Raw genomic sequence first — 21,012 nt, forward strand, 5'->3', positions numbered from 1 at the left:
ACTTTTCAACGACAAAAAGCCCCAAAGCTATGGATTACATCGCTTTGGGGCTTTCATGTTCAGTCAGACATGAGATTACATCTCGTATGCTCTGATTGTATTATTCCGTTACGATATCATGAACCAATACAGGAGCATCGGCATGATCCGCAATTGTAATGTTTTCTTTGATCTTCGCGATGACGTCTGTTACGTCTTCACGATTGGCATGAATCGTTACGAGGGACTCACCAGCTTTGACTGGGTCACCCACTTTTTTGTTCAACATCAGACCAACAGCGAGATCAATCTCGGACTCTTTTGTTGCACGGCCTGCGCCGAGCAGCATTGCTGCAGTTCCGATTTCGTCAGCGACGATTCCGGCAACATAGCCGTCTTTGTCTGCTGGGACTTCAACCAGATATTGTGCTTGTGGCAAACGATCTGGATGATCCACAACCGAAGCGTCTCCGCCTTGGTTTGCCAAGAAATCTTTGAATTTCTCCAGTGCTTTACCGTTCTGGATCACTTCTTTCAATTTCTCCTCAGCGTGCTCCAAGGAATCTGCCTTGCCAGCAAGGAATACCATCTGACGTCCAAGTGCCAGACACAGTTCTTCCAGATCTTTTGGACCTTTACCTTGCAGGGTGAGGATGGCTTCTTTCACTTCAAGCGCGTTACCAATCGCCAGACCCAGTGGTTGAGACATATCGGAGATAACAGCCATCGTTTTACGGCCAACATTGTTACCGATGCTTACCATGGCATGTGCCAATTCTTTAGCATCTTCCGTTGTTTTCATGAATGCACCAGCACCCGTTTTAACATCCAATACGATTGCATCAGCACCTGCTGCAATTTTCTTACTCATGATGGAGCTGGCGATCAGTGGGATGGAGTTAACGGTAGCTGTTACGTCACGCAGTGCATAGAGCTTTTTGTCTGCAGGCGTAAGGTTACCACTTTGTCCAATAACTGCAACCTTGTGTTCGTTTACTAGACGAATGAACTCTTCTTTTTCAAGTTCTACGTGGAAACCAGCAACGGATTCCAGCTTGTCTGTTGTACCACCCGTGTGACCAAGTCCACGTCCGGACATTTTGGCAACAGGTACATCCAGCGCAGCAACAAGCGGAGCCAGTACCAGTGTTGTTGTATCGCCCACTCCTCCTGTGGAGTGCTTGTCTACTTTGATACCTTCGATAGCGGACAGGTCAATCGTTTCACCGGAATTCACCATGGACATAGTGAGATCGGCGCGTTCCTTGTCTGTCATATCTTTAAAGAATACCGCCATCGCCCAAGCGCTGACTTGATAGTCCGGGATCTCTCCTTGTGTGTATCCTTGAACAACAAAATCAATCTCAGCTGTTGTCAGTTCTTTTCCGTCGCGTTTCTTGGCAATAATGTCTACCATTCTCATGATGATCTCTCCTTGTGTGTGTATTGGTTGTATAGAACACTTTGTGCACCATTCGTTCCGGCTCCGAATCGTTCTTTTGATCGCTGTTGTCTCCAAGTTTTTCTGATTCCATTTGCGATGGAGAAAACTCGGAGACAAAGGCGAACGCTTCGCTTCTTCAGAATCGATTCCGGGTCCTTCACTCCGTGCTTCAAACAAAAGTTTCGATTAAAATCAAATGATTATTGTATATAAAATACAAGAACATCCGTTGTCATCTTATACACCATTTTGATGTTAATTCGTTCCGGCTCCGGATCGTTCTTTTGATCGCGCTGTTATCTCCAAGTTTTTTGATCCATTTGGCAATGGAGAAAACTCGGAGACAGCATATCCCTCCGAAGCAGCTTTCTTTCAGAAAGCTTTTAGGCGAACGCTTCGCTTCTTCAGAATCGATTCCGGTTCCTTCACTCCGTGCTTCAAACAAAAGTTTCGATCCACATCAAATGATTATTGAATATAAAATGCAATAATTACAATGTAACTGCTGTGTCCAGGGCAACTACCATCATGTCGTTGAACGTTTTTTGACGCTCTTCGGCAGATGTTTCTTCGCCTGTCAGCAAGTGGTCACTTACCGTCAGGATGGTCAGTGCGTTAACACCAAACTTGGCAGCGATGGTGTACAATGCTGTTGTTTCCATCTCTACGCCCAGTACGCCGTGTTTCATCAATTTCTCAGTTACTGAACGGTCATCGCGATAGAAAGAATCGGAGCTGAACACGTTACCGACATGAATCTTCATGCCTTTAGCTGTTGCACGGTCATATGCTTCTTTCAGCAGGGAGAACGTAGCGATTGGTGAGAAGTCATATCCACCGAATACGTGTTTGTTCATGCTGGAATCTGTACATGCTGCTTGTGCAAGGATGACGTCACGTACACGTACATGCTCCTGCATACCGCCACAAGTACCTACACGAATCAGGTTTTTCACGCCATATTCGCTGATCAATTCGTTGGCATAGATTGCGAAGGACGGAATACCCATCCCTGAACCTTGCACCGAAATCCGGTGTCCTTGATATGTACCTGTGTAACCGAGCATTCCACGAACCTCGTTGTAACATACAACATCTTCAAGGTAAGTATCTGCAATATACTTCGCGCGCAATGGGTCTCCTGGCAAAAGGATCGTTTCTGCGATATCTCCGGGTTTTGCTCCAATATGTGTACTCATGAATGAATCTCCTCCAGTTATACATTTAGTCTATTATGATGGAAGGAGCGGAGCAGCCACAGCTACTCCGACATCCCCTATCCCGTTTTCAAAAAAAACTTATTTCAAATCCTTCAGGAAGCTGGTGCCATGTTCCGGCATTTTCACTCCAAAGTTCTCGGCTACGGTTGCACCAAGATCAGCAAATGTGCTGCGCAGATCAAGCTTTTTGCCCTCGCTGAAGCGCGGAGAGTAGGCAAGCAGTGGTACATATTCACGTGTATGGTCTGTACCTCGGTATGTTGGATCGTTACCATGGTCAGCTGTGATCAGCAGCAGGTCATCATTGGTCATTTTGGCAAAAATCTCTGGCAGCCGTGCATCATAGTCTTCAAGTGCCTGAGCATAACCTTGCGGATCACGACGGTGACCGTACAGGGCATCAAAATCAACCAGGTTCAGGAAGCTGAGTCCAGTGAACTCTTCATCCATCGTTTCGGACAACTTGTCCATACCATCCATGTTGGAGACGGTACGAACAGCCTTGGTCACACCTTCTCCATCATAGATATCTGCGATTTTACCCAAAGCAATCACATCAAATCCGCCATCTTGCAGTTCATTCATAACCGTACGACCAAAAGGTTTGAGCGCATAGTCATGACGATTCGCAGTACGTTTCCAGTTACCCGCTTCACCTACAAATGGACGTGCAATAATGCGGCCGAGCATATACGGATCTTCAAGTGTAATTTCACGGCAGAACTCACAGATTTCATACAGTTCCTTCAATGGGACAACGTCCTCATGTGCTGCAATTTGCAGAACCGAATCCGCGGATGTGTACACGATGAGCGCGCCTGTTTCAACATGCTCTGCACCCAGCTCATCCAGAATTTCCGTGCCGCTGGCCGGTTTGTTACCAATTACTTTGCGGCCCGTTTTCTCTTCAATGCGCTGAATCAACTCATCGGGAAAACCGTTCTCGAACACACGGAAAGGTGTATCAATGTAAAGACCCATCAGCTCCCAGTGACCTGTCATTGTGTCTTTGCCTCTGGATGCTTCCTGCATCTTGGTGTAATACGCTTTAGGTGCATCCGCTACAGGGACACCCTCGATTTCTTTGATGTTGGACAGTCCGAGACTGGCCATGTGAGGCATGTTCAGACCTCCGCGTTCACGTGCAATGTGACCGAAGGTATCTACATCAAAATCATCAAATTCTGCTGCATCCGGCGCTTCGCCGATCCCTACAGAATCCATAACGATCAGATGTACTCTTTTGAATGTTGACATAACCTAAGCACTCCTTCCAATAATCCGGTTTACAAGAACAGTCCGGCGATGATCGCTGACAATACACTGACAAGCGATGCACCGTAAAGCAGTTTCAGACCGAAGCGGGCTACCACATTACCTTGTTTCTCATGAAGTCCCTTCACCGCACCGGCAATAATACCGATGGAAGAGAAGTTAGCGAACGATACGAGGAAGACGGATACGATCCCTGTTGTTCTGGCAGACAATAAGGTCTCCTTCGCTAAAGCAAGCATGGCAACGAATTCGTTGGATACCATTTTGGTTGCCATAATACTTCCCGCCTGAATCGCTTCTTTCCAAGGAACACCCATAATAAAGGCTAATGGTGCAAACACATAACCAAGCAGTTCCTGGAACGAAATACCAAGCACCGCGCTGAAAATTCCGTTAACAAGTGCAATCAAGGCAACAAAACCGATTAACATCGCAGCTACGATGATGGCAACTTTGAATCCATCCAGGATGTATTCGCCGAGCATTTCGAAGAAGGACTGTTTTTCCTCTTCCTGTACTTCCAATATATCTTCTTCCTCTGTAACCTCATAAGGATTCACAATGGAAGCAATGATAAAACCGCCAAACAGGTTTAGCACAAGTGCCGTAACCACATATTTCGGATCAATCATGGACATATAGGCACCGACAATCGACATCGATACCGTGGACATCGCCGAGGCACACAAGGTGTACAGCCGATGTTTTGGCAACAACCCAATTTGTTTTTTCACAGAAATGAACACTTCAGATTGCCCCAATACAGCCGAAGCAACCGCGTTATATGATTCCAGTTTGCCCATTCCGTTGATTTTGCTTAATACCAGACCAATATATTTTATAACAAAAGGTAAGATTCGGATATACTGCAATATCCCAATGAGTGCAGAGATGACAACAATCGGCATCAATACGCTGAGGAAAAACGGTGTCCCTACGGTATCTGCACCTACGGTGGTCAAATCACCAAATACAAACGCAATTCCTTCATTCGCATAATCAAGCAAACTTTTAAATACGGACGCGAAGCCACCAATCAACCATGTCCCAACCCCTGTATTCAGCAAGGCATACGCCAGGATCACCTGTAAAACAACCATAACGACCAGTGGTCGGTAACGAATCTTCTTTTTACCGTTGCTTGCGATATAAGCCAGTCCAAAAACAACGAGTAAACCAAGAAGGGCAATTAGAAATTTCATTTGATCTCTCCTTTGAAGGTAGTTAAGCCGGATGTGGAAATTCAGCTCAAAGGGTTCTTAAGCATTTTTATCAGTAATCTTTCAGAAAACTTATGAAGCGCTTACAATAAGTTCCGTTAATTAAAATATAAGTGTAAGTTGTATTCCCTGTACCTGAGTCGAACGCCCAAGTACAGAGAATATAACATTACTTTTATTTATTAAGCTTTTTCTTGATAAGATGCTTTTGCTTAATAAGAAGATGTAGACTGACCACCCTGCATAATCTTCACGCCAGAACTTGCACCGATCCGAGTTGCACCCGCTTCGATCATTTTCTGCATATCTTCCAGGCTACGTACGCCACCGGAAGCTTTAACGCCAACATCAGGACCTACAGTACGACGCATCAAAGCGATATCTTCTGGCGTTGCTCCACCTGTGGAGAAACCTGTAGAAGTTTTAACAAAATCAGCTCCAGCACGCACAGCTGCCTGACAAGCACGTACTTTCTCTTCATCCGTCAACAGACAAGTTTCAATAATAACTTTCACCAAAGCTTTACCCGCAGCCGCTTCAACAACAGCACGAATATCTTGTTCAACGAAATCATCTTTGCCATCTTTTAAAGCACTGATGTTGATGACCATATCGACTTCAGTTGCACCTTTAGCAATCGCATCTTTCGTTTCGAAAGCTTTTGTCTCCGATGTAGATGCTCCCAGAGGGAAACCAATAACGGTGCAGATATCTACGCCAGAACCCTGCAACTGCTCAGCAGCATAAGCAACCCAGCCTGGGTTAACACATACGGAAGCAAACTGATATTGCTTTGCTTCTTCGGTTAACTTGGCCATTTCACTTTGCGTTGCGTCCGCACGAAGCAACGTATGGTCGATCATTTTAGCTAATTGTGGTGTAGTCAATTGAATCTCTCCCTTATCTGAACTAGTTATTTTCTATACACTTACACTAACATGAACATATGTAAAAAGCAACTTGAACTTTTGTTCGCGATTCAACTTACAGTTCTTGCTTCGTTCTATTTTCTGCCTAACAAAGCAAAACATCCGCCCTTTTTGCGTGGCAGATGTTGTCATCCATATCCATTTGAAATTAGAATCGCAGTAATGCCTGTGCTGTGTACTGATCCGTAACCAGAATATTGGCATAATGACCTTTAAGCGCGGCGTGAATGGCTTCAATTTTGCGTTGTCCCCCGGCGACTAGGATTGATTTTTCCTTATTTCTCAACTCGGCTAGATCAATTCCAACGGTTCTGCTGTTAATCTCTTCACTGATCAACTGACCTTCCGCGTCGAAAAAGCGTGAACAAATGTCACCTGCACCGGAGTTCATCAGCAATTGTTGCTCTTCTTCATTGAAGTAACCGAGCCTGAACAATAATGCATCTTCCTTCACAGTACCCACGGTAAACAAAGCAATGTTGGCCTGTCTGCCAAGTTCCACGATTCTGCCGATATGTCGATCCGCTTCCACCATGTTTTTTACTTCAATGTTGTCGAAGATAACAGGCAGTGGCAGATACCTTGGTACCGTATGGAATGCCTCAGCGAACAAATGAACAATCTCAGCGGCATACGTATTGACATGGGAGTGGCTTACGCCCCCCTTCAATTGCACGACTTCGACACCTTTAACCTGCTTCGGACGAAGTTGACGTGCTACAGCATGCATGGTTGTCCCCCAGGTCACCCCAATGATATCTGCATCCTGAACCGTCTCCTGAAGATAATCCGCTGCTCGTTTGCTGATATGCTTCTGTATTTCCTCATCACTCTTCAACGGGGCAAAACACACAAGTGCCGTATCCAGATCATATTTCGACTTAAGTTCTCCGGCAATGATATCGATATCCTCCAGCGGGTCCATAATTTCAATCCGGACGTATCCGCGATCTTTGGCGTACTGAAGTAACCTTGATACGGTTGGACGCGACACGCCCAACCTTGCGGCGATATCCTGCTGGCTATAATCGGACTGATAATACAATTTCGCTGCTTCAATGCTTAATCGTTGCTTCTCCAGGTCCATTCCCATGTGCGCTCATCTCACTCATCCTATTGTCTTTGGAAAATAAATACTCGTCCTGTATATTATACATGGATTGAGTATCTGGTCACTACATAGCATCCAATTCAGTATCATGATCAATCCATTCATATCCCTTTCTGACGTATAAAACGGGAGAAACGATGCATACTACTGCGGTCGCTTCATCGTTGCCAAGAATGCTTCACCCCATTAATCGCACAGAGAGGAAGAATTGTATGTCTACCTTATTGTATATTACTGCCCATCCTCATGATCATGAAACCTCCTTCAGCATGGCTACGGGCAAAGCATTTATTGATGCTTATCGTGAAAGTCACCCTTCTGATGAGGTTGTTCACCTCGATCTGTATCGTTCGGATATTCCGCATATCGACGCGGATGTCTTCAGTGGTTGGGGCAAACTGCAATCGGGCAGTGATCTGACTGCCGAAGAACAGACCAAAGTTAGCCGTTTGAATAAACTGTCGGATCAATTTGCCTCAGCAGATAAATATGTTTTTGTAACCCCAATGTGGAACTTCTCGTTCCCTCCAATTCTGAAGGCTTATGTCGACTCGATCTGCGTAGCTGGCAAAACATTTCGTTATACCGAACAAGGTCCTATTGGACTGTTGTCCGACAAAAAAGCGTTGCATATTCAGGCTCGCGGTGGCATTTATTCCGAAGGCCCAGCGGCTCAGATGGAATCCGGTCATCGTTATCTGAGTATTATCATGTCTTTCCTTGGCGTGCCGAAGCTTGATGGCATTTTTGTTGAGGGGCATAACCAGTATAAAGATCGAGCGGATGAAATCAAGCAACAGGCTATAGAGCAAGCACGCACTTTCGCAAAACAGTTTTAAGAGAGGTAGTTCAAAAAGTCCGCTTTTGATTACGAATGATGCCTAGTGGCATCATTAGCAGTGTAGTAAACAATTAAATTAGAGCAAAAATAAAACCCGCGTGCGACCTTGGGGATAATCCCAGGAAACACGCGGGTTTTCAATGTATAATCAACCTAGAGCTTATTGATGTCCAGCGCTGGCACGGCTCATGGTTTCAAGTTTACGTGTGATCGCATGACGGTCCACTTTTAATCCCCAGATCATTTCAATAATCTGCTCTTTCTCCTCAGGACTGTCAGCATGCTTCAGTTGCATTAACAGATCATGCATTTGTTCATTGATGCCTTCAAATTGAATCCATAAATCCTGTCTTACCTCTTTAGAATCCAGATGATGATTCGCGTCGACTTCTTCCTTCAATGCTTGCAGAATAGCATCTTTCCATTCGTCATCACCTAGCTGTTTCGCAATGTTCAGGAGATCCAGATAATCGTCAACAAGAAGTGAGTTCAATTCAGCATGTGTTTTCATCGTTTATTGCATCCCCTTTTCGTCTATTTACCAAGTATTATACTCGGTATTTCAGGATATGCAATAGCTGTCGGAAAAAGTTGATTTATGTAACCTGTCCCTTCAACCTGTGAACAAGCAAATTACACAAGACAAAACCGATCAAAACATATACACCGATCATCCCCACAATGCCTATCCATCCTAGATGACTGTAAAGTAGTCCACCTCCTGTTCCACTTACGCTTGAACCAAGATAGTAGAAAAATAAATATAACGCATTGGCCTGGGATTTGTGCTGATTAGCCACGAGTCCAACCCAACTGCTTGCGATGGAATGACCACCAAAGAAACCAAAGGCAAACAGGGCAAGTCCGATAATTTTGACCCAAAGCGCTGGATGAACGGTACAGACTGCACCCGCCAGAATAATGCCCAGCGCGATTCCAAGCACATGTGATCTACCGTAACGATCGGCAAGCCTGCCCATCCAGGTACTGCTCACTGTACCCATCAGATACACCACAAAAAGACTCCCAACGATGGACTGGCTAAGTTGATAGGGTTCTCCCGTTAATTCAAAACCGATATAGTTGAACAGGGTTACGAACCCCCCCATCAGGAGAAAACCGAGTCCATACAGGCATAACAGCCTTGGATTGCGACATTGTGACCACAAAAGAGGTATTGGATTTTTGAATCCGGGTGCAGCTTTGACAAAATGACGGGATGGCGGGATGACAAGCCAAAAAACAACTGCTGCACACAGTCCAAGAATACCAATGAAACCCACAGCAGCGCGCCAACTGAACCAATCTGTCACCACACCGCTGATGAAACGGCCAGCCATGCCTCCTATCGAATTGCCACTGATATATAGGCCCATGGCATAACCAAGACTTCTAGGTTCAATTTCTTCTGACAGATATGTCATGGCTATCGCTGGCAACCCTGCGAGTGCCACCCCCTGAAGAATACGAAGCAGAAGAAGTTCCGTATATCCCGAGCTGAACGCACTCAGCAAAGCAATCACAGAGGATATCACCAGCGCCGCTGTCATAATAAAACGTCTGCCCACAGAATCAGACAAAGACCCGATGAACAGCATCGTCAGTGCCATGGCGATCGTTGTTACCGATAACGTAAGACTGGCGTGTGCCGGTGTAATGGAAAATGTATCGCTAATGTCAGGCATCAGGGGTTGCAGACTGTAGAGCAAAGCAAAAGTGACAAAACCTCCGGCGAACAATGCAAGGCTAATGTTACGAAACGTCTTAGTTCCCTGCTGAATCATGGATGTTCCAACTTTCTCGGTAAGAAAGCTTCTTGGATCGGCTGTGGCCTGATCGCCGGTCAGTGAAGCCTTCCATTTATCGTTATTTAGTGAACAGTTTCCGCTCCATATGGGTCAGAAACTCATAACCATCTGGCGTTACAACAACGGTGTCCTCGATTTGGAATCCACCTGCACCAAGCTCGTAATAAGGCACCTCCACACATAACACCATACCGGGCTCCAGTACGCGATGGTCACCAGGAGAGAGCGTCATATCATCGTACAGTTCCAACCCGATGGCATGTCCGACATGCTGACGTCGATAATGCGGAATTCCCTCACGCTGCACACGAGACACTGCCGCATGGAATACTTCCGACGCCCTGACTCCAGGGCGCACGGTTTCAAGTGCCGTCTCCCATCCACTTTTGACTGCAGCAAAATGTTTTATCATCCAAGCGGTAGGCTCCCCTGCAACAACCGTGCGGCCCGTATCTCCCCAGTATCCTTCCAGCTGCAGGCAGAGGTCGAAACGAACCTGATCTCCGGTCTCAATCGTATGAAAATAATTTTCAATGAGTGGCAACGCACTACGTGGCCCTGCCCCTACCGCTGTCATTGCGGGAGTTCCACCTGCTCTCATCACAGCCATACGATAATGATCGGCAAGTTGCTTCTCATGAACACCTGCGGCAATCAGGTCAATTAGTTCCTGCTCAATCCGTTCATTTAATTGGGCAGCCTGACGCAGTTGCTCGATTTCAAAAGGTGTCTTAACCAGGCGGATTTCTCGGAACAACTTATATGCGGGTATTACCGGTCTGTCAGGAACCTCCTCCTTGATTCTCGTCAGAATGTCGGGTGCAATCCGCATCTCATCGATTCCAATCGGCTGATCTTCGATCTCAAGCTGTTTTAATGCTGCCTTGAGTGCTTCTGCCGGACCTGGATGAATAACCGTTGTTTGCAGGAGAGAATAGAACAGATCAATGTCGTCAGTGGAAGGTTTGCCTTCAATTGAACCTTCCACGAAGAAATCGCTGTAGGCAAATATATCTACCCCCGTAATACCGAACTGGGCCACAACGCCCAACCGATTCGTCGGAATGACGATACACGGCTTAGCAGATCTGTCGGCAGGTAAAATAGCATAAATCTGCATCGTCCAATTGCTTGCACGCAGCTGGGAACCGATGACATAATGAATGTTCTCCGGAGTAGTTGCGATCAGGGCGCTTAGCCCCTGAGCTTTCATCACTTCTTCCGCCCGGTCCCGGTTCAGACCTGAGCTATGGGATAGATGCTGTGAATTATTCATTTTGATCCAGACCTCCTTTTGTTTTCCTGCGACCAAACAAACTCTCAAGTCCTGGTACAGAGCGCAGCACTAGTTTAATCGTCATAAACAGAGCCAGCGCAAAAGCGATCAGAACTACAGACACCACGGCAATCGTTGGGTCCTGCCATTTCTCCATATACAGGAATAGCTGTATGGGCAACGTGTAGCTGTCCTGACGGAGCAACAGCAGTGCAGCCTCAACCTGATCGAAAGTGAAGACAAAAGCGATTGACCCTGACAGAAGCAGGGATAGTCGGAGCTGTGGAAGTGTAATCGTAAAAAAAATACGCATCGGCCCTGCGCCAAGGTCCGCGGCAGCTTCCCGATGAGCCGGGTGCAGATTGGCTAACGCACTGCCCACAAGAGTGAGCACAAATGGCAGCACAATGACCGCTTCACCCAAAATAAGTGCAAACAGTCCGCCTGCAATATGCATTTTCGAGAATAAAATCAGGTATGCGATACCCAGCGTAATTTTCGGCATAACCATCGGAGATACAAAAAATGCCCTTAAGATACCAGAGCCCGGGAAAGGGTATTGCACGATTGCTAGCGCAGCAAGTGTACCTGTAATCAACGCCAGCAGAACCGCCCCTGTAGAAGCAATGAGGCTGTTCTTGAATGCATCGAGAAACTGGGTCTGCTCACTCAGATTGGCATACCACTTCAAGGTCAGACCTTCTGGCGGGAATTTGCTGGCTGAACCTGAGCCTACAGATGTCAACATAATCATCAGCAGTGGCAGCAGCAAATAAATCGCTACGGCACCCACAAAGATATAGAGCAACAGCTTGGTGCCCCTATTCGACTTAACCATAAGCCTGACCTCCCTTACGGGAACGACGGAACATCAACGTTTCTGCTCCTTTATTCACAAGCAACGAGACAACAATGGAAGACACAAGTAAAAACAGGCTGGCAACCGCAGCCATCGGCCAGTTGGTGTCCAAGGTTCGCTGGTATATAAACACCGGAAGTGTCATGACTCTTCCGCCACCGATCAGTTGAGGTGTGGTGAATGCGGTGAGGCATAACGTGAACACAATCTGTACCCCGCTTGCAATACCTCTTGCCGATAAAGGCAGGGTAATGGTTAGGAAAGTTCTCCAGCTGCCCGCCCCCAGATCCTGAGCAGCTGCCTTTAAGGAAGCGTCACTTTGGGACAGTACATTCAGGATCGGAAAGACCATAAATGGCAGGAAAATATGGACAAGGGCCACAACAACACCTGTCTCGTTGTATATCATGCTGAATCCTTCCTCGGTAAGCCCCAACCGGATGAACAGCCAGTTCATGAAACCCTGTTTGGACAGCAACAGCTGCCATCCGTAAGAACGCACAACTGCACTGACCAGTAGCGGAAGAAACGTGAGCAGCAGCAACAATTGCTTCATGCCAGGCTTCTTTAGACCCGCAATGCAATAGGCCAGCGGATATGCAAGCAGAAGACTCCATAGCGTAACCTTGAAGGCAATGCGAAACGTTGTGCCAATCAACTTCCAATAATAAGGGTCGGACAGAAAAGCACGATAAGCTCCTAAATCCCAGCCCCGAATAAGCTTTCCATTCTCATACATATCAAAGCTATATCTGCCAAAGATCATCAACCCGCCCAGATACACGATGCCCATCAGAGCAAGCGCAGGCAACAGAAGCAGCAACCGGGTTACCCATGTGCGGTTTCCAAAGGAATACAGATTCACGATCCGTTCCGCGATCCGGTTCATATTCTTGCCCCCTGTACACGGTCATCAATGGGTTCGGATAACAAGAGCGCGTCCTCTGGGTCAAAGCCGATTTGTATTAGCTCACCTGGACTGTAACGTGAAGCTCCCCGCTGATGCAGCATACTGGCCTGAACTAGAAAACCCTCAGCAATTTGCACACTGTATCGAATATTTGCTCCGCCATACACCGCTTCAATCACATGTCCATCCAGCTTGTTCAGGCAGTGAGTTGCATCTTCTCCAAGTCGAATATACTCATTGCGGATCGATAAGGAATGTTGTGCTCCCGCTTTCGGTACAGCATTTCCATCACTGACTTTCACCAGTAATGGCTTGCCGAAGCATTCCACCCGAATTCCATTCACCTCATGTCCTAACACTTCCGTCTCAAAGAGATTGGTATCTCCAATAAACTTGGCTACGAAGCTATCAGCTGGTCTTTCATAGATTTCATCAGGGGTTGCATATTGAAGCAGCTTTCCGGCGCGCATGACGCCAATTCGGTCAGACATATTCATGGCTTCGCTCTGATCATGCGTTACAAAGATAAACGTTCCGCCAAATTCACGCTGTATCCGTTTCAGTTCGCGCTGCATATCGAGACGCAGCTGCATGTCCAATGCAGAGAGAGGTTCGTCAAGCAGCAGCACTTCCGGTCTGTTAATCAGTGCGCGAGCAATGGCGACGCGTTGGGCCTGACCCCCGGACAACTCGGATACAGCACGCCTGCCATAGTCTCCGAGCTGGACCAGATCAAGCATTTCACCTACCTGCCGTTGGATATCGGCTTTTGGTAACTTCTTCACCTTTAGCCCATACGCAATGTTGTTGAATACATCCATATGAGGGAACAGCGCAAGCTGCTGAAAAATCATGTTGCTGTTACGTCCATAGGCCGGAATGCCGGTAACATCCCGGCCTCCCAGCATAATGGTGCCCTGATCCGGTTGCTCAAGTCCGCCAAGCATGCGCAGCAGTGTTGTTTTGCCACAGCCACTCGGACCAAGCAAGGAAACGAATTCTCCCTTTTTCACTTGCAGTGTTACTTGATCAACGGCGACTCGTTCACCATAGGTCTTCGTGACTTCCTTTGTTTCAATGGATATGGTCTCTTGTCCACTGCTCATCTCTGATTCCCTCCCATCGATTCCGGGTCCAGAGCAGAACCCGGAATCGTTGTGTTTCTGGCAACAATCCTTTTTATTGAAGCTTTGTTTTCACGAGACGGTCCCATAGTTCTTTCCAGGAAGAACTGTTCTGTGCAAGCACATCCCAGTCTGGATTAATGCCGTTACTTTGCGTTTCGACGGAGAATGAAGGATCATCCTTGTACTTGTCCGGAACTGCAGCTGTCGTACTGGTTACTGGCGTACCCGTTGCTTCCGCGTATTGTGACAGCGCCTCTGCGCTCAACAATTCGTTAATAATTTCGTTTGCAACACGTGCCTGCTCAGGTGTCGAACCCTTCACGACCTGAAGTGTGTACGGGAAGGAGATGGCACCTTCACTCGGATATGCTACGGCCAGTGGAGAACCACCATCAATCCATGTCTGTGCAACCTGGGCACTGAATGGGGCAATGAGAGCATCACCTGACTCCAGAAGCGCCTTCAGCTGATCATTGGATGAAACCAATGTGCCAATCTGGTCACTGCGATCTGCCCAGAACTGGAAGGCTGGCTCGGGATTATCATAGGATGCGCCAATCTCCTGACCTTTGGTAGCAATCAGTGGAGAGATATAGGAATAGAACATGTAGTCCCAAAGCGCAGTTTTTCCTTTGAACTCCTCGTTATCCCATAGATCGTTCCAGCTGGTAGGCGGCGTTTTCACCAGGTCTTTGTTATACACCAGGGCAAAGCTCGAAACGCCCCAGACCACACCTTTATTATCAGGCTTGTGGAAGGATTCCGGGATATCCTTGATATTGGTCACGATACTTGTATCCAGCGGCTCCCACATGTCATCATTCAATCCTTTTGCCGTCGCATCTGCATTGAAGTAACCGAAGTTAACCACCGGATTGTTGGCATCAGCCTGCTTGCCTGCGACCATTTTTGGGTACATTACCGAATTGGAGGATTCCTCAAAGGTGACTTCAACGTTGGGATGTTCTTTCACATACTCGGCAACCACTTCTTTGGGTACAACATCCTGATTGGAGCCAGCCCAGATAAACATCGTCAGCTTAACTTTGTCTCCGCTTGCTCCTGAAGAGTCGCTCTCTCCGGCAGTATTACTTGAGCTGCCTGCTCCACCGCAGGCCGAAAGCACCAATATACCGGCCAGTGTCAGAGAGGCGAGGCTGAGAAAGCGTTTTTTATTGGATTTGAACATACAAATTCCCCCATCCATGTAGTTGGTTTTACCGATATGACAGAACTAGATAGTCTCCATACACTTGATCAATGCAACCCTATTTGCTGGCGTAAACCTTCCATAATGTCGGATATCTCCCGTGGATCTACAGACAGGGAATCCTTATACTTCTCCTCTACAACGCCCATGGTCTGACGCTTCAGGTAGTCTCTCAGTGCAAGCGGAGCATTCAGCAAGGCCTGATTTAGCGTTACCTGCATCTCATCGCTCCATATGTCTTCAAATTGCTCCCGCGCTTTGCCATAGGCGAATCCCTCCTGCTGGCGTGATCGCTTGGCTCGCATTTGTTCGGTTTTTCTCTCGTTCAGCTCCAGGCCGTCAATCACAACACCGTATAACTCAAGAGCTTTCTCCGTGGATATTAGCCCTCTTCTTACATCATCCAGAACTAGGCGTGGGTCACGTTCAAGTGGATCACCATATCCGCCTCCGCCTTGCGACAAGAACGTAACCGTTTCTCCAGGTTGAAGCAGCAGCTCATCAATTCTTCCCAGATGATGCTCACTTGCGCGCCCAGCATTAAGAATCGCTTCTCCATGTGAACCTACGCCACCACCGAGCCTGCCCCAAGGCTGGAACTCCATACGCTCCATGTTTCTGGCCGTCATCACCGTATCCGGTGTTAGAATTCTGACACATAAATCAATTCCGCTTCCGCCACGGAAGGTTCCTGCACCTGCCGAGTCGGCACGAAGACCATAATGTTCGATCAACACAGGCATCTCGGATTCTACCGTTTCCGCAGGAATATTCCGAAGATGACCGACCGCAAAATCCATGCCATCAATGCCGTCTTTCATCGGCCTAGCTCCCGAACCTCCGCAGATCGGCTGAATTACTCCCACCTTTTTCTTGCCATCGGATGCATCTGTCATCGCCATCATGACGATGCAGGCCTGTCCAGCTCCTGCAGCGGGAACCATACTGCCCTGAGCTTTCCCCAGTGCTCCCGTGATAACGTCCATCAGCCGAATAAAGGTCGCGGCGCGTGCCCCAACAGCTGCCATCGGCTCCGGGTTGAGTACGGAAGCAGGCGGCGCGTAATTTCGCACCATGCGGATCATGCCCGAATTCCACGGAATCGTTGGATCGAGCGTACGGAAATAACGAATAAGTGCGGGCACCAGCATATAATGCCCCTGTTGGTTGTGGGTAGGAATGTTGAAGGAAGCCCTGACCTGAGGATCGGTGCCGCTAAAGTCCAGATGAATGTCAGTGCCTGCGATCGTCATTTTGCAACGCAACCGGATAGGATAACCCCCTGGTCCTTTCTCCAGATAGTCCCAGAAGTCATAGGAACCGTCCGGGATATCCTGCACGATGGCACGTGCCTTCAGCTCGGCGTATTCCAGCAAATGTTCGATGCCCTGCTCGATTTTCTCCACACCATATCGTACAATGAGTTCCCCAAGCCGCTGCTCTCCCCGATTTAATGCAGCCATAAGCGCCTTGAGATCACCGAGATTTTGCTCCGGAATTCGGCTGTTGTCCAGAAACATGCGCAGGATCTGTTCGTTCAGAACACCAGCTTCATACAGCTTGACTGGTGCGATTCGAATGCCTTCCATATGAATATCGTAGGCGCTGGGAGATACGCTCCCCGGTACCTTGCCGCCCACATCGGATGAATGAACAAAGCACATGCCGTAAGCGATGATTCGCCCTTCGTGAAAATAAGGCTTGATGAGATGAATGTCTGGAAGGTGTGTGACCATGCCTTTAGTGGAATAAGGATCATTACATATGACGAGATCCCCTTCTTTCCAGTCTTCTATGCTGTTAATGGTCGTAGCAGCAGGGATGCCCAGAGACAGATTGTAACCCGTCTCCAGCGGTGACCCGAACGTTTCCCCGGATGGAGATAAGAGGTAGGTTCCAAAATCGCCCGTTTCTTTCACAAAAGCGGTGAATCCTGTGCGCAGAACAACATTCGCCATTTCTTCTACGGCAGCTTGAATTCGGTTGTTAAAAATCTCAAGAAAGACCTTGTCGCCGATCATGCTTCTACCTCCCCAATCACGTTCCCGTGGCCATCCCGGTATACTTTATATCCAGGCGGGATAAAGATCGTTGTATCATATTCCTCCACAATAATGGGCCCGGGGATGGGAGCATCCACCGATGGAATCTGTCCCCTTTTCAGTACCTTGGCTGTCTGCTGTACATGGTCAAAGGTTATGATCCGTTCTTCCGCTGTACTCTCATCGAATGGCAAATTTGCCGGATCTACCGTGTTATGGGTAGGCAAAACACCAACAATGGTCGCTCTCAGACTTACAAACATAACCTCTGCCTCTGGCTGACTGATGCCAAACACGTTTTGGTAAGACGTATGGAATTTAATCCCTGCCTTCTTGGGATCTTCAATTTCTTCCAATGTCAGCGTGACCTCTATATCAAAGGCCTGTCCCTCATATCGCATATCGGCACTGTATAGGCAATAAATATTGTCCAGCTTGACACCACCACGAGCTTCCTCAACGACCCAACTACGTCCCTGGTTTTCCAATTCAGTGAAAAGAGAGCTTAATTCACCAGACTCCAGAGTTTGGGTACTTTTGTGTAAAGTATGAACGAAATCATTGCGGAGATTGGCGACCGTGCAGCCCATGGCACACAGTGTTCCCGGAGATGGCGGGATCAGCACTCTGCCGATACCTACCTCGCGTGCCATCAGAAAAGCATGCATCGGGCCGGCTCCGCCATATGCGAGCAACGTAAAATCTCGAGGATCAACTCCCTTGCGGGCCATTAGAGGGGAAAACTGGGCATACATATTGGCGGTTGCCACATCGAGAATGGCTTGCGCAGTCTGTTCGGCATTCAGTCCAAGCTTCTCTCCCAGGTTGCCCAGAGTACGCTCTGCAAGTTCGGGATACAGACGCATTTGTCCGCCAAGGAAACGGTCAGCATGCAGGATACCAAGCTGTAGATAGGCATCTGTGGTTGTCGGCTCTTCTCCCCCGCGCTGATAACAGGCTGGACCGGGATTGGCTCCCGCGCTGCGCGGTCCAACCTTGAGTACGCCTACGGAATCGAGCCAGGCAATTGAACCACCACCTGCTCCTATAGCCGTTACATCAACAGCAGGAATGATGACAGGAAAATCTCCAACCTTGTTCTCAGATGAATAGGCCGGTTCTTTGTCAATGAGGGCAACGTCAACGCTTGTCCCACCCATGTCAAATGTGATGACCTGATGAATGCCAGCTCGTTCAGCGATATGGGTCGCGGCGATTACACCGGAAGCAGGCCCGGACAGAAGTGTACGTACCGGCTCATTAGCCGCTCTGGCAGCCGTCATAATTCCACCGTTAGACATGGTGGACAGCAAGTTGGCTTTGAGGCCGTATGCCTGAATCCCTTCTTGCAGACGCAGGAAGTAAGACCCCATCCGGTCACCTACATAAGCGTTCATGGCCGTTGCGAGTGTTCGTTCGAACTCACGCTGTTGTGGCCAGATGGCGCTGCTTCGGCAGATGAACAGTTGCGGATAACGTTCCCTGATCAGATCTTCGGCAAGCTTTTCATGAGCAGGATTCACATAAGCATGTAAAAAACTGATCGCCAAAGCAGTAACACCATCCTCCACCAGCTCATCCACCGCTTGCAGCAGCTGTTCCTGATTCAGTGGCTGAAGTATTCCCCCACTTGCAATCACCCGTTCATCAACTTCCTTGACACGATGTCTCGGTACTAACGCATCTGTTTTGTCACCGTATAGATTGGTTGTATCCTCAAGTCGCAACCGCCGGATTTCAAGAATGTCACGGAATCCTTTGGTCACCAACAGACCTGTAATTGCACCATTTCGTTCGATTAACGTGTTTACGCCAAGCGTGGTTCCATGCACAAATAGATCAATCTCACGAATGTTCACACCATTCGCCTTGAGTTGATCAAGTGCATTAAAAATCGCCTGTTCTGGAGCTGCTGCAATCGATGGCGTCTTGAGCGCCGTAACCACCCTGCCCTGATGGTCCATCACCAGCGCATCTGTGAAAGTACCTCCGATATCTATGCCTAAACGGTAGATCGTGTCCACAAGCTCAACTCCTTTATCACAGGGTCTCATTCTAAGGAATGTTATTGGTTTTGCATGGCGAAATAACGTTTGACATCATCAATCATTTGGTTGATATGATTCACCATTGCCGCTTCAGCCTGCTCCGGAGAGCCCGCTACAATAGCATCCAGAATCTGCTGATGATCCACAACTAATTCACTTCCTACTCTCCGGCGAATATACGCTGTCTCCAGAAAATCGCGGCTTGTCTCCCACACCAGTTCAACCGCATGCAGAAGAATTTGGTTTTGCGCAGCATAAGCCAGTAATCTGTGGAACTCCCGGTCCTCCTCGTATGGTATAATATTCTTGGAAAGCAATTCATGCTGGTTCGCAATCGATGCTTGCAACAGAACTATGTATTCTTTCGAGGCACGCTGTGCTGCCAGGGAAGCGATCTCCCGTTCAAGAGCCCTTCTGGCAACGAGAACATCCAACAGAGCCTTTTCCCCAGAATGGTTGAGCATCTGAATTAACTGTGAATTCACGCTTTTTTGCTGCAAATCTCTTTCCAACGTCTTCATTCGATCCAGACCTTGCTCGGTCAAAGTCCTTCCCTTGCGACCTTCCAGAACTGTAAAACCTTCAACATCCATCTCCATAAGTCTTCTTCCGATGGTTGCCTGACTCAGACCATACGTTTTGCCCAAAGTATGAACCAACGTACTGGCCCCGATGGGAGCGCTCGCGTCTCGAAGCTGCTTCAGCAGTTCGTATTCCAACTCCATTTCGTTTAGCTCAGGACCCACAACATTTCACCCCTCTTAGTTACTTAATTATTATCTAATTGACTTCTTCGTAGTTGTTACTCATTGATGATTAACGATAGTATAACTTCAAAACATCGCAATTTCAATAATTCTCATCAAATTAGTGAGATTTATTTTTTCAGCTAAATTCTGATCATTTCAAATTCAATATGAAGATTAAAAAAGAGCATTTCACATCCTTTATGCCAGTGTTTAACTGGCGGATGCAATCTGCCCTTAACGTAGGTAGCATTCTTTTAAAATCACGAATCAGTTATCAGGACTTGAGTTGTTGCAGCAACTGCACACGGTAGGCTTCACTTTCAAGGGATTGGATTTCCTTATATTCTTCAGCAGTTAACACTTTGGGTTCCCCCGCTGCCTTGGCGATCATATATACTTTTGCGCTCTCTTCCACCACCTGGGTGCGGTAATAGGCTTCGCGGAGGTTTTTACCGGTTGTGACCAATCCGTGATTGACGAGAATGAGTGCCGTATGTTCTTCTACCTTTGCTGAGACCGCATCCGCAAGAAGTTTCGTCGTTGGCAGAACATATGGAACGAACCCGATATCGCCCACCAATGCAGACTGATCAGGGAACAAGTGTGGCAATTCATCGAAAACAAGACTGAGTGCGATCGTATATGCCGGATGCGTATGCACAATGGCTTGGATATCAGGATTCACACGATAACTATACAGATGCATTAATACTTCGGAAGAAGGGCGTGTTGCTCCCGCACGAGTCTCTCCTGTCTCGATATCAATGGCGATCCATTCGTCAGGCTCCAGATCCTCAAGTGCATAACCACTCGGAGACAACAACATCGTTCCCCCAGAGCGAGCGCTCAGATTCCCACCGGGTCCTACCACTAGCCCTTGGGCAACTGCTCTGCAAGCATATTTCGTCAACTCTTCCCTTATTTGCTGTTCAGACATGTTGCTCACCACTCCTCATACTTTTCT

18 protein-coding genes are annotated in these 21,012 nt (G+C 47.7%); 1 reads left to right on the forward strand and 17 read right to left on the reverse strand.

Annotation, left to right across the window (positions count from 1 at the left end; genetic code table 11):
- Window positions 1–100: 100 nt before the first annotated feature.
- The 6 genes from V6669_RS16985 to V6669_RS17010 all read right to left on the reverse strand — a co-directional run bounded on the left by V6669_RS16985 (window position 101) and on the right by V6669_RS17010 (window position 7,154).
- Window positions 101–1,402 carry a pyrimidine-nucleoside phosphorylase gene (locus tag V6669_RS16985; RefSeq protein ID WP_150366780.1) on the reverse strand — a complete coding sequence of 434 codons (1,302 nt, stop codon included), beginning with the start codon at window positions 1,400–1,402 and terminating at the stop codon, window positions 101–103.
- Between the two features lie 512 nt (window positions 1,403–1,914).
- The gene (deoD, locus tag V6669_RS16990; RefSeq protein ID WP_338587086.1) at window positions 1,915–2,622 is read right to left on the reverse strand and encodes a purine-nucleoside phosphorylase; all 708 of its coding nucleotides are present in this window, start codon (window positions 2,620–2,622) and stop codon (window positions 1,915–1,917) included.
- Window positions 2,623–2,721: 99 nt separating this feature from the next.
- Window positions 2,722–3,900, reverse strand: a complete 1,179-nt coding sequence (gene deoB, locus V6669_RS16995) for a phosphopentomutase (RefSeq protein WP_338587088.1) — start codon at window positions 3,898–3,900, stop codon at window positions 2,722–2,724.
- 29 nt (window positions 3,901–3,929) lie between these two features.
- Window positions 3,930–5,120 (reverse strand): NupC/NupG family nucleoside CNT transporter, encoded by a 1,191-nt coding sequence (locus tag V6669_RS17000; RefSeq protein ID WP_315935721.1) that lies wholly within the window; start codon window positions 5,118–5,120, stop codon window positions 3,930–3,932.
- Between the two features lie 230 nt (window positions 5,121–5,350).
- The gene (gene deoC, locus V6669_RS17005; protein WP_076215422.1) at window positions 5,351–6,001 is read right to left on the reverse strand and encodes a deoxyribose-phosphate aldolase; all 651 of its coding nucleotides are present in this window, start codon (window positions 5,999–6,001) and stop codon (window positions 5,351–5,353) included.
- 214 nt (window positions 6,002–6,215) lie between these two features.
- Window positions 6,216–7,154: a sugar-binding transcriptional regulator gene (locus V6669_RS17010; RefSeq protein ID WP_062836066.1), complete on the reverse strand. Its 939-nt coding sequence runs from the start codon at window positions 7,152–7,154 to the stop codon at window positions 6,216–6,218.
- 236 nt (window positions 7,155–7,390) lie between these two features.
- Between V6669_RS17010 and V6669_RS17015 the strand changes: the two genes are divergently transcribed.
- Window positions 7,391–8,017 carry an FMN-dependent NADH-azoreductase gene (locus tag V6669_RS17015; RefSeq protein WP_338587089.1) on the forward strand — a complete coding sequence of 209 codons (627 nt, stop codon included), beginning with the start codon at window positions 7,391–7,393 and terminating at the stop codon, window positions 8,015–8,017.
- A gap of 162 nt (window positions 8,018–8,179) precedes the next feature.
- Here the strand turns inward: V6669_RS17015 and V6669_RS17020 are convergent, their stop codons facing one another.
- The 11 genes from V6669_RS17020 to V6669_RS17070 all read right to left on the reverse strand — a co-directional run bounded on the left by V6669_RS17020 (window position 8,180) and on the right by V6669_RS17070 (window position 20,985).
- The gene (locus V6669_RS17020; RefSeq protein ID WP_036613800.1) at window positions 8,180–8,530 is read right to left on the reverse strand and encodes a hypothetical protein; all 351 of its coding nucleotides are present in this window, start codon (window positions 8,528–8,530) and stop codon (window positions 8,180–8,182) included.
- 85 nt (window positions 8,531–8,615) lie between these two features.
- Window positions 8,616–9,803: an MFS transporter gene (locus V6669_RS17025; RefSeq protein WP_338587091.1), complete on the reverse strand. Its 1,188-nt coding sequence runs from the start codon at window positions 9,801–9,803 to the stop codon at window positions 8,616–8,618.
- Window positions 9,804–9,885: 82 nt separating this feature from the next.
- Window positions 9,886–11,103, reverse strand: coding sequence for a Xaa-Pro peptidase family protein (locus tag V6669_RS17030; RefSeq protein ID WP_338587092.1), 1,218 nt, complete (start codon window positions 11,101–11,103; stop codon window positions 9,886–9,888).
- The gene (locus V6669_RS17035) at window positions 11,096–11,941 is read right to left on the reverse strand and encodes an ABC transporter permease (protein WP_338587094.1); all 846 of its coding nucleotides are present in this window, start codon (window positions 11,939–11,941) and stop codon (window positions 11,096–11,098) included. The genes V6669_RS17030 and V6669_RS17035 overlap by 8 nt, the downstream gene beginning before the upstream one ends.
- Window positions 11,934–12,851: an ABC transporter permease gene (locus V6669_RS17040; protein WP_133385116.1), complete on the reverse strand. Its 918-nt coding sequence runs from the start codon at window positions 12,849–12,851 to the stop codon at window positions 11,934–11,936. Before V6669_RS17040 ends, V6669_RS17035 begins: the two co-directional genes overlap by 8 nt.
- A complete protein-coding gene (locus tag V6669_RS17045; RefSeq protein ID WP_338587095.1) occupies window positions 12,848–13,978 on the reverse strand; it encodes an ABC transporter ATP-binding protein in 1,131 nt (376 codons plus the stop codon). Before V6669_RS17045 ends, V6669_RS17040 begins: the two co-directional genes overlap by 4 nt.
- Before the next feature lie 73 nt (window positions 13,979–14,051).
- The gene (locus V6669_RS17050) at window positions 14,052–15,188 is read right to left on the reverse strand and encodes an extracellular solute-binding protein (RefSeq protein ID WP_338587096.1); all 1,137 of its coding nucleotides are present in this window, start codon (window positions 15,186–15,188) and stop codon (window positions 14,052–14,054) included.
- A gap of 68 nt (window positions 15,189–15,256) precedes the next feature.
- Window positions 15,257–17,230, reverse strand: a complete 1,974-nt coding sequence (locus V6669_RS17055; RefSeq protein ID WP_338587099.1) for a hydantoinase B/oxoprolinase family protein — start codon at window positions 17,228–17,230, stop codon at window positions 15,257–15,259.
- Window positions 17,227–19,275 (reverse strand): hydantoinase/oxoprolinase family protein, encoded by a 2,049-nt coding sequence (locus V6669_RS17060; RefSeq protein ID WP_338587100.1) that lies wholly within the window; start codon window positions 19,273–19,275, stop codon window positions 17,227–17,229. Before V6669_RS17060 ends, V6669_RS17055 begins: the two co-directional genes overlap by 4 nt.
- Before the next feature lie 41 nt (window positions 19,276–19,316).
- Window positions 19,317–20,045: an FCD domain-containing protein gene (locus tag V6669_RS17065; RefSeq protein WP_338587102.1), complete on the reverse strand. Its 729-nt coding sequence runs from the start codon at window positions 20,043–20,045 to the stop codon at window positions 19,317–19,319.
- Window positions 20,046–20,322: 277 nt separating this feature from the next.
- On the reverse strand, window positions 20,323–20,985 hold the full coding sequence (locus V6669_RS17070; RefSeq protein ID WP_338587104.1) for a class II aldolase/adducin family protein: 663 nt from the start codon (window positions 20,983–20,985) through the stop codon (window positions 20,323–20,325).
- Window positions 20,986–21,012: the final 27 nt, after the last annotated feature.

This window comes from Paenibacillus sp. Y5S-9, from assembly GCF_036894235.1.
Taxonomy (GTDB): Bacteria; Bacillota; Bacilli; order Paenibacillales; family Paenibacillaceae; genus Paenibacillus.

Excerpts from the sequence above, each read along its gene's own strand:
- V6669_RS16985 (WP_150366780.1), bottom strand. The coding sequence starts at position 1,402 with ATGAGAATGGTAGACATTATTGCCAAGAAACGCGACGGAAAAGAACTG.
- deoD (WP_338587086.1), bottom strand. The coding sequence starts at position 2,622 with ATGAGTACACATATTGGAGCAAAACCCGGAGATATCGCAGAAACGATC.
- deoB (WP_338587088.1), bottom strand. The coding sequence starts at position 3,900 with ATGTCAACATTCAAAAGAGTACATCTGATCGTTATGGATTCTGTAGGG.
- V6669_RS17000 (WP_315935721.1), bottom strand. The coding sequence starts at position 5,120 with ATGAAATTTCTAATTGCCCTTCTTGGTTTACTCGTTGTTTTTGGACTG.
- deoC (WP_076215422.1), bottom strand. The coding sequence starts at position 6,001 with ATGATCGACCATACGTTGCTTCGTGCGGACGCAACGCAAAGTGAAATG.
- V6669_RS17010 (WP_062836066.1), bottom strand. The coding sequence starts at position 7,154 with ATGGACCTGGAGAAGCAACGATTAAGCATTGAAGCAGCGAAATTGTAT.
- V6669_RS17015 (WP_338587089.1), top strand. The coding sequence starts at position 7,391 with ATGTCTACCTTATTGTATATTACTGCCCATCCTCATGATCATGAAACC.
- V6669_RS17020 (WP_036613800.1), bottom strand. The coding sequence starts at position 8,530 with ATGAAAACACATGCTGAATTGAACTCACTTCTTGTTGACGATTATCTG.
- V6669_RS17025 (WP_338587091.1), bottom strand. The coding sequence starts at position 9,803 with ATGATTCAGCAGGGAACTAAGACGTTTCGTAACATTAGCCTTGCATTG.
- V6669_RS17030 (WP_338587092.1), bottom strand. The coding sequence starts at position 11,103 with ATGAATAATTCACAGCATCTATCCCATAGCTCAGGTCTGAACCGGGAC.
- V6669_RS17035 (WP_338587094.1), bottom strand. The coding sequence starts at position 11,941 with ATGGTTAAGTCGAATAGGGGCACCAAGCTGTTGCTCTATATCTTTGTG.
- V6669_RS17040 (WP_133385116.1), bottom strand. The coding sequence starts at position 12,851 with ATGAACCGGATCGCGGAACGGATCGTGAATCTGTATTCCTTTGGAAAC.
- V6669_RS17045 (WP_338587095.1), bottom strand. The coding sequence starts at position 13,978 with ATGAGCAGTGGACAAGAGACCATATCCATTGAAACAAAGGAAGTCACG.
- V6669_RS17050 (WP_338587096.1), bottom strand. The coding sequence starts at position 15,188 with ATGTTCAAATCCAATAAAAAACGCTTTCTCAGCCTCGCCTCTCTGACA.
- V6669_RS17055 (WP_338587099.1), bottom strand. The coding sequence starts at position 17,230 with ATGATCGGCGACAAGGTCTTTCTTGAGATTTTTAACAACCGAATTCAA.
- V6669_RS17070 (WP_338587104.1), bottom strand. The coding sequence starts at position 20,985 with ATGTCTGAACAGCAAATAAGGGAAGAGTTGACGAAATATGCTTGCAGA.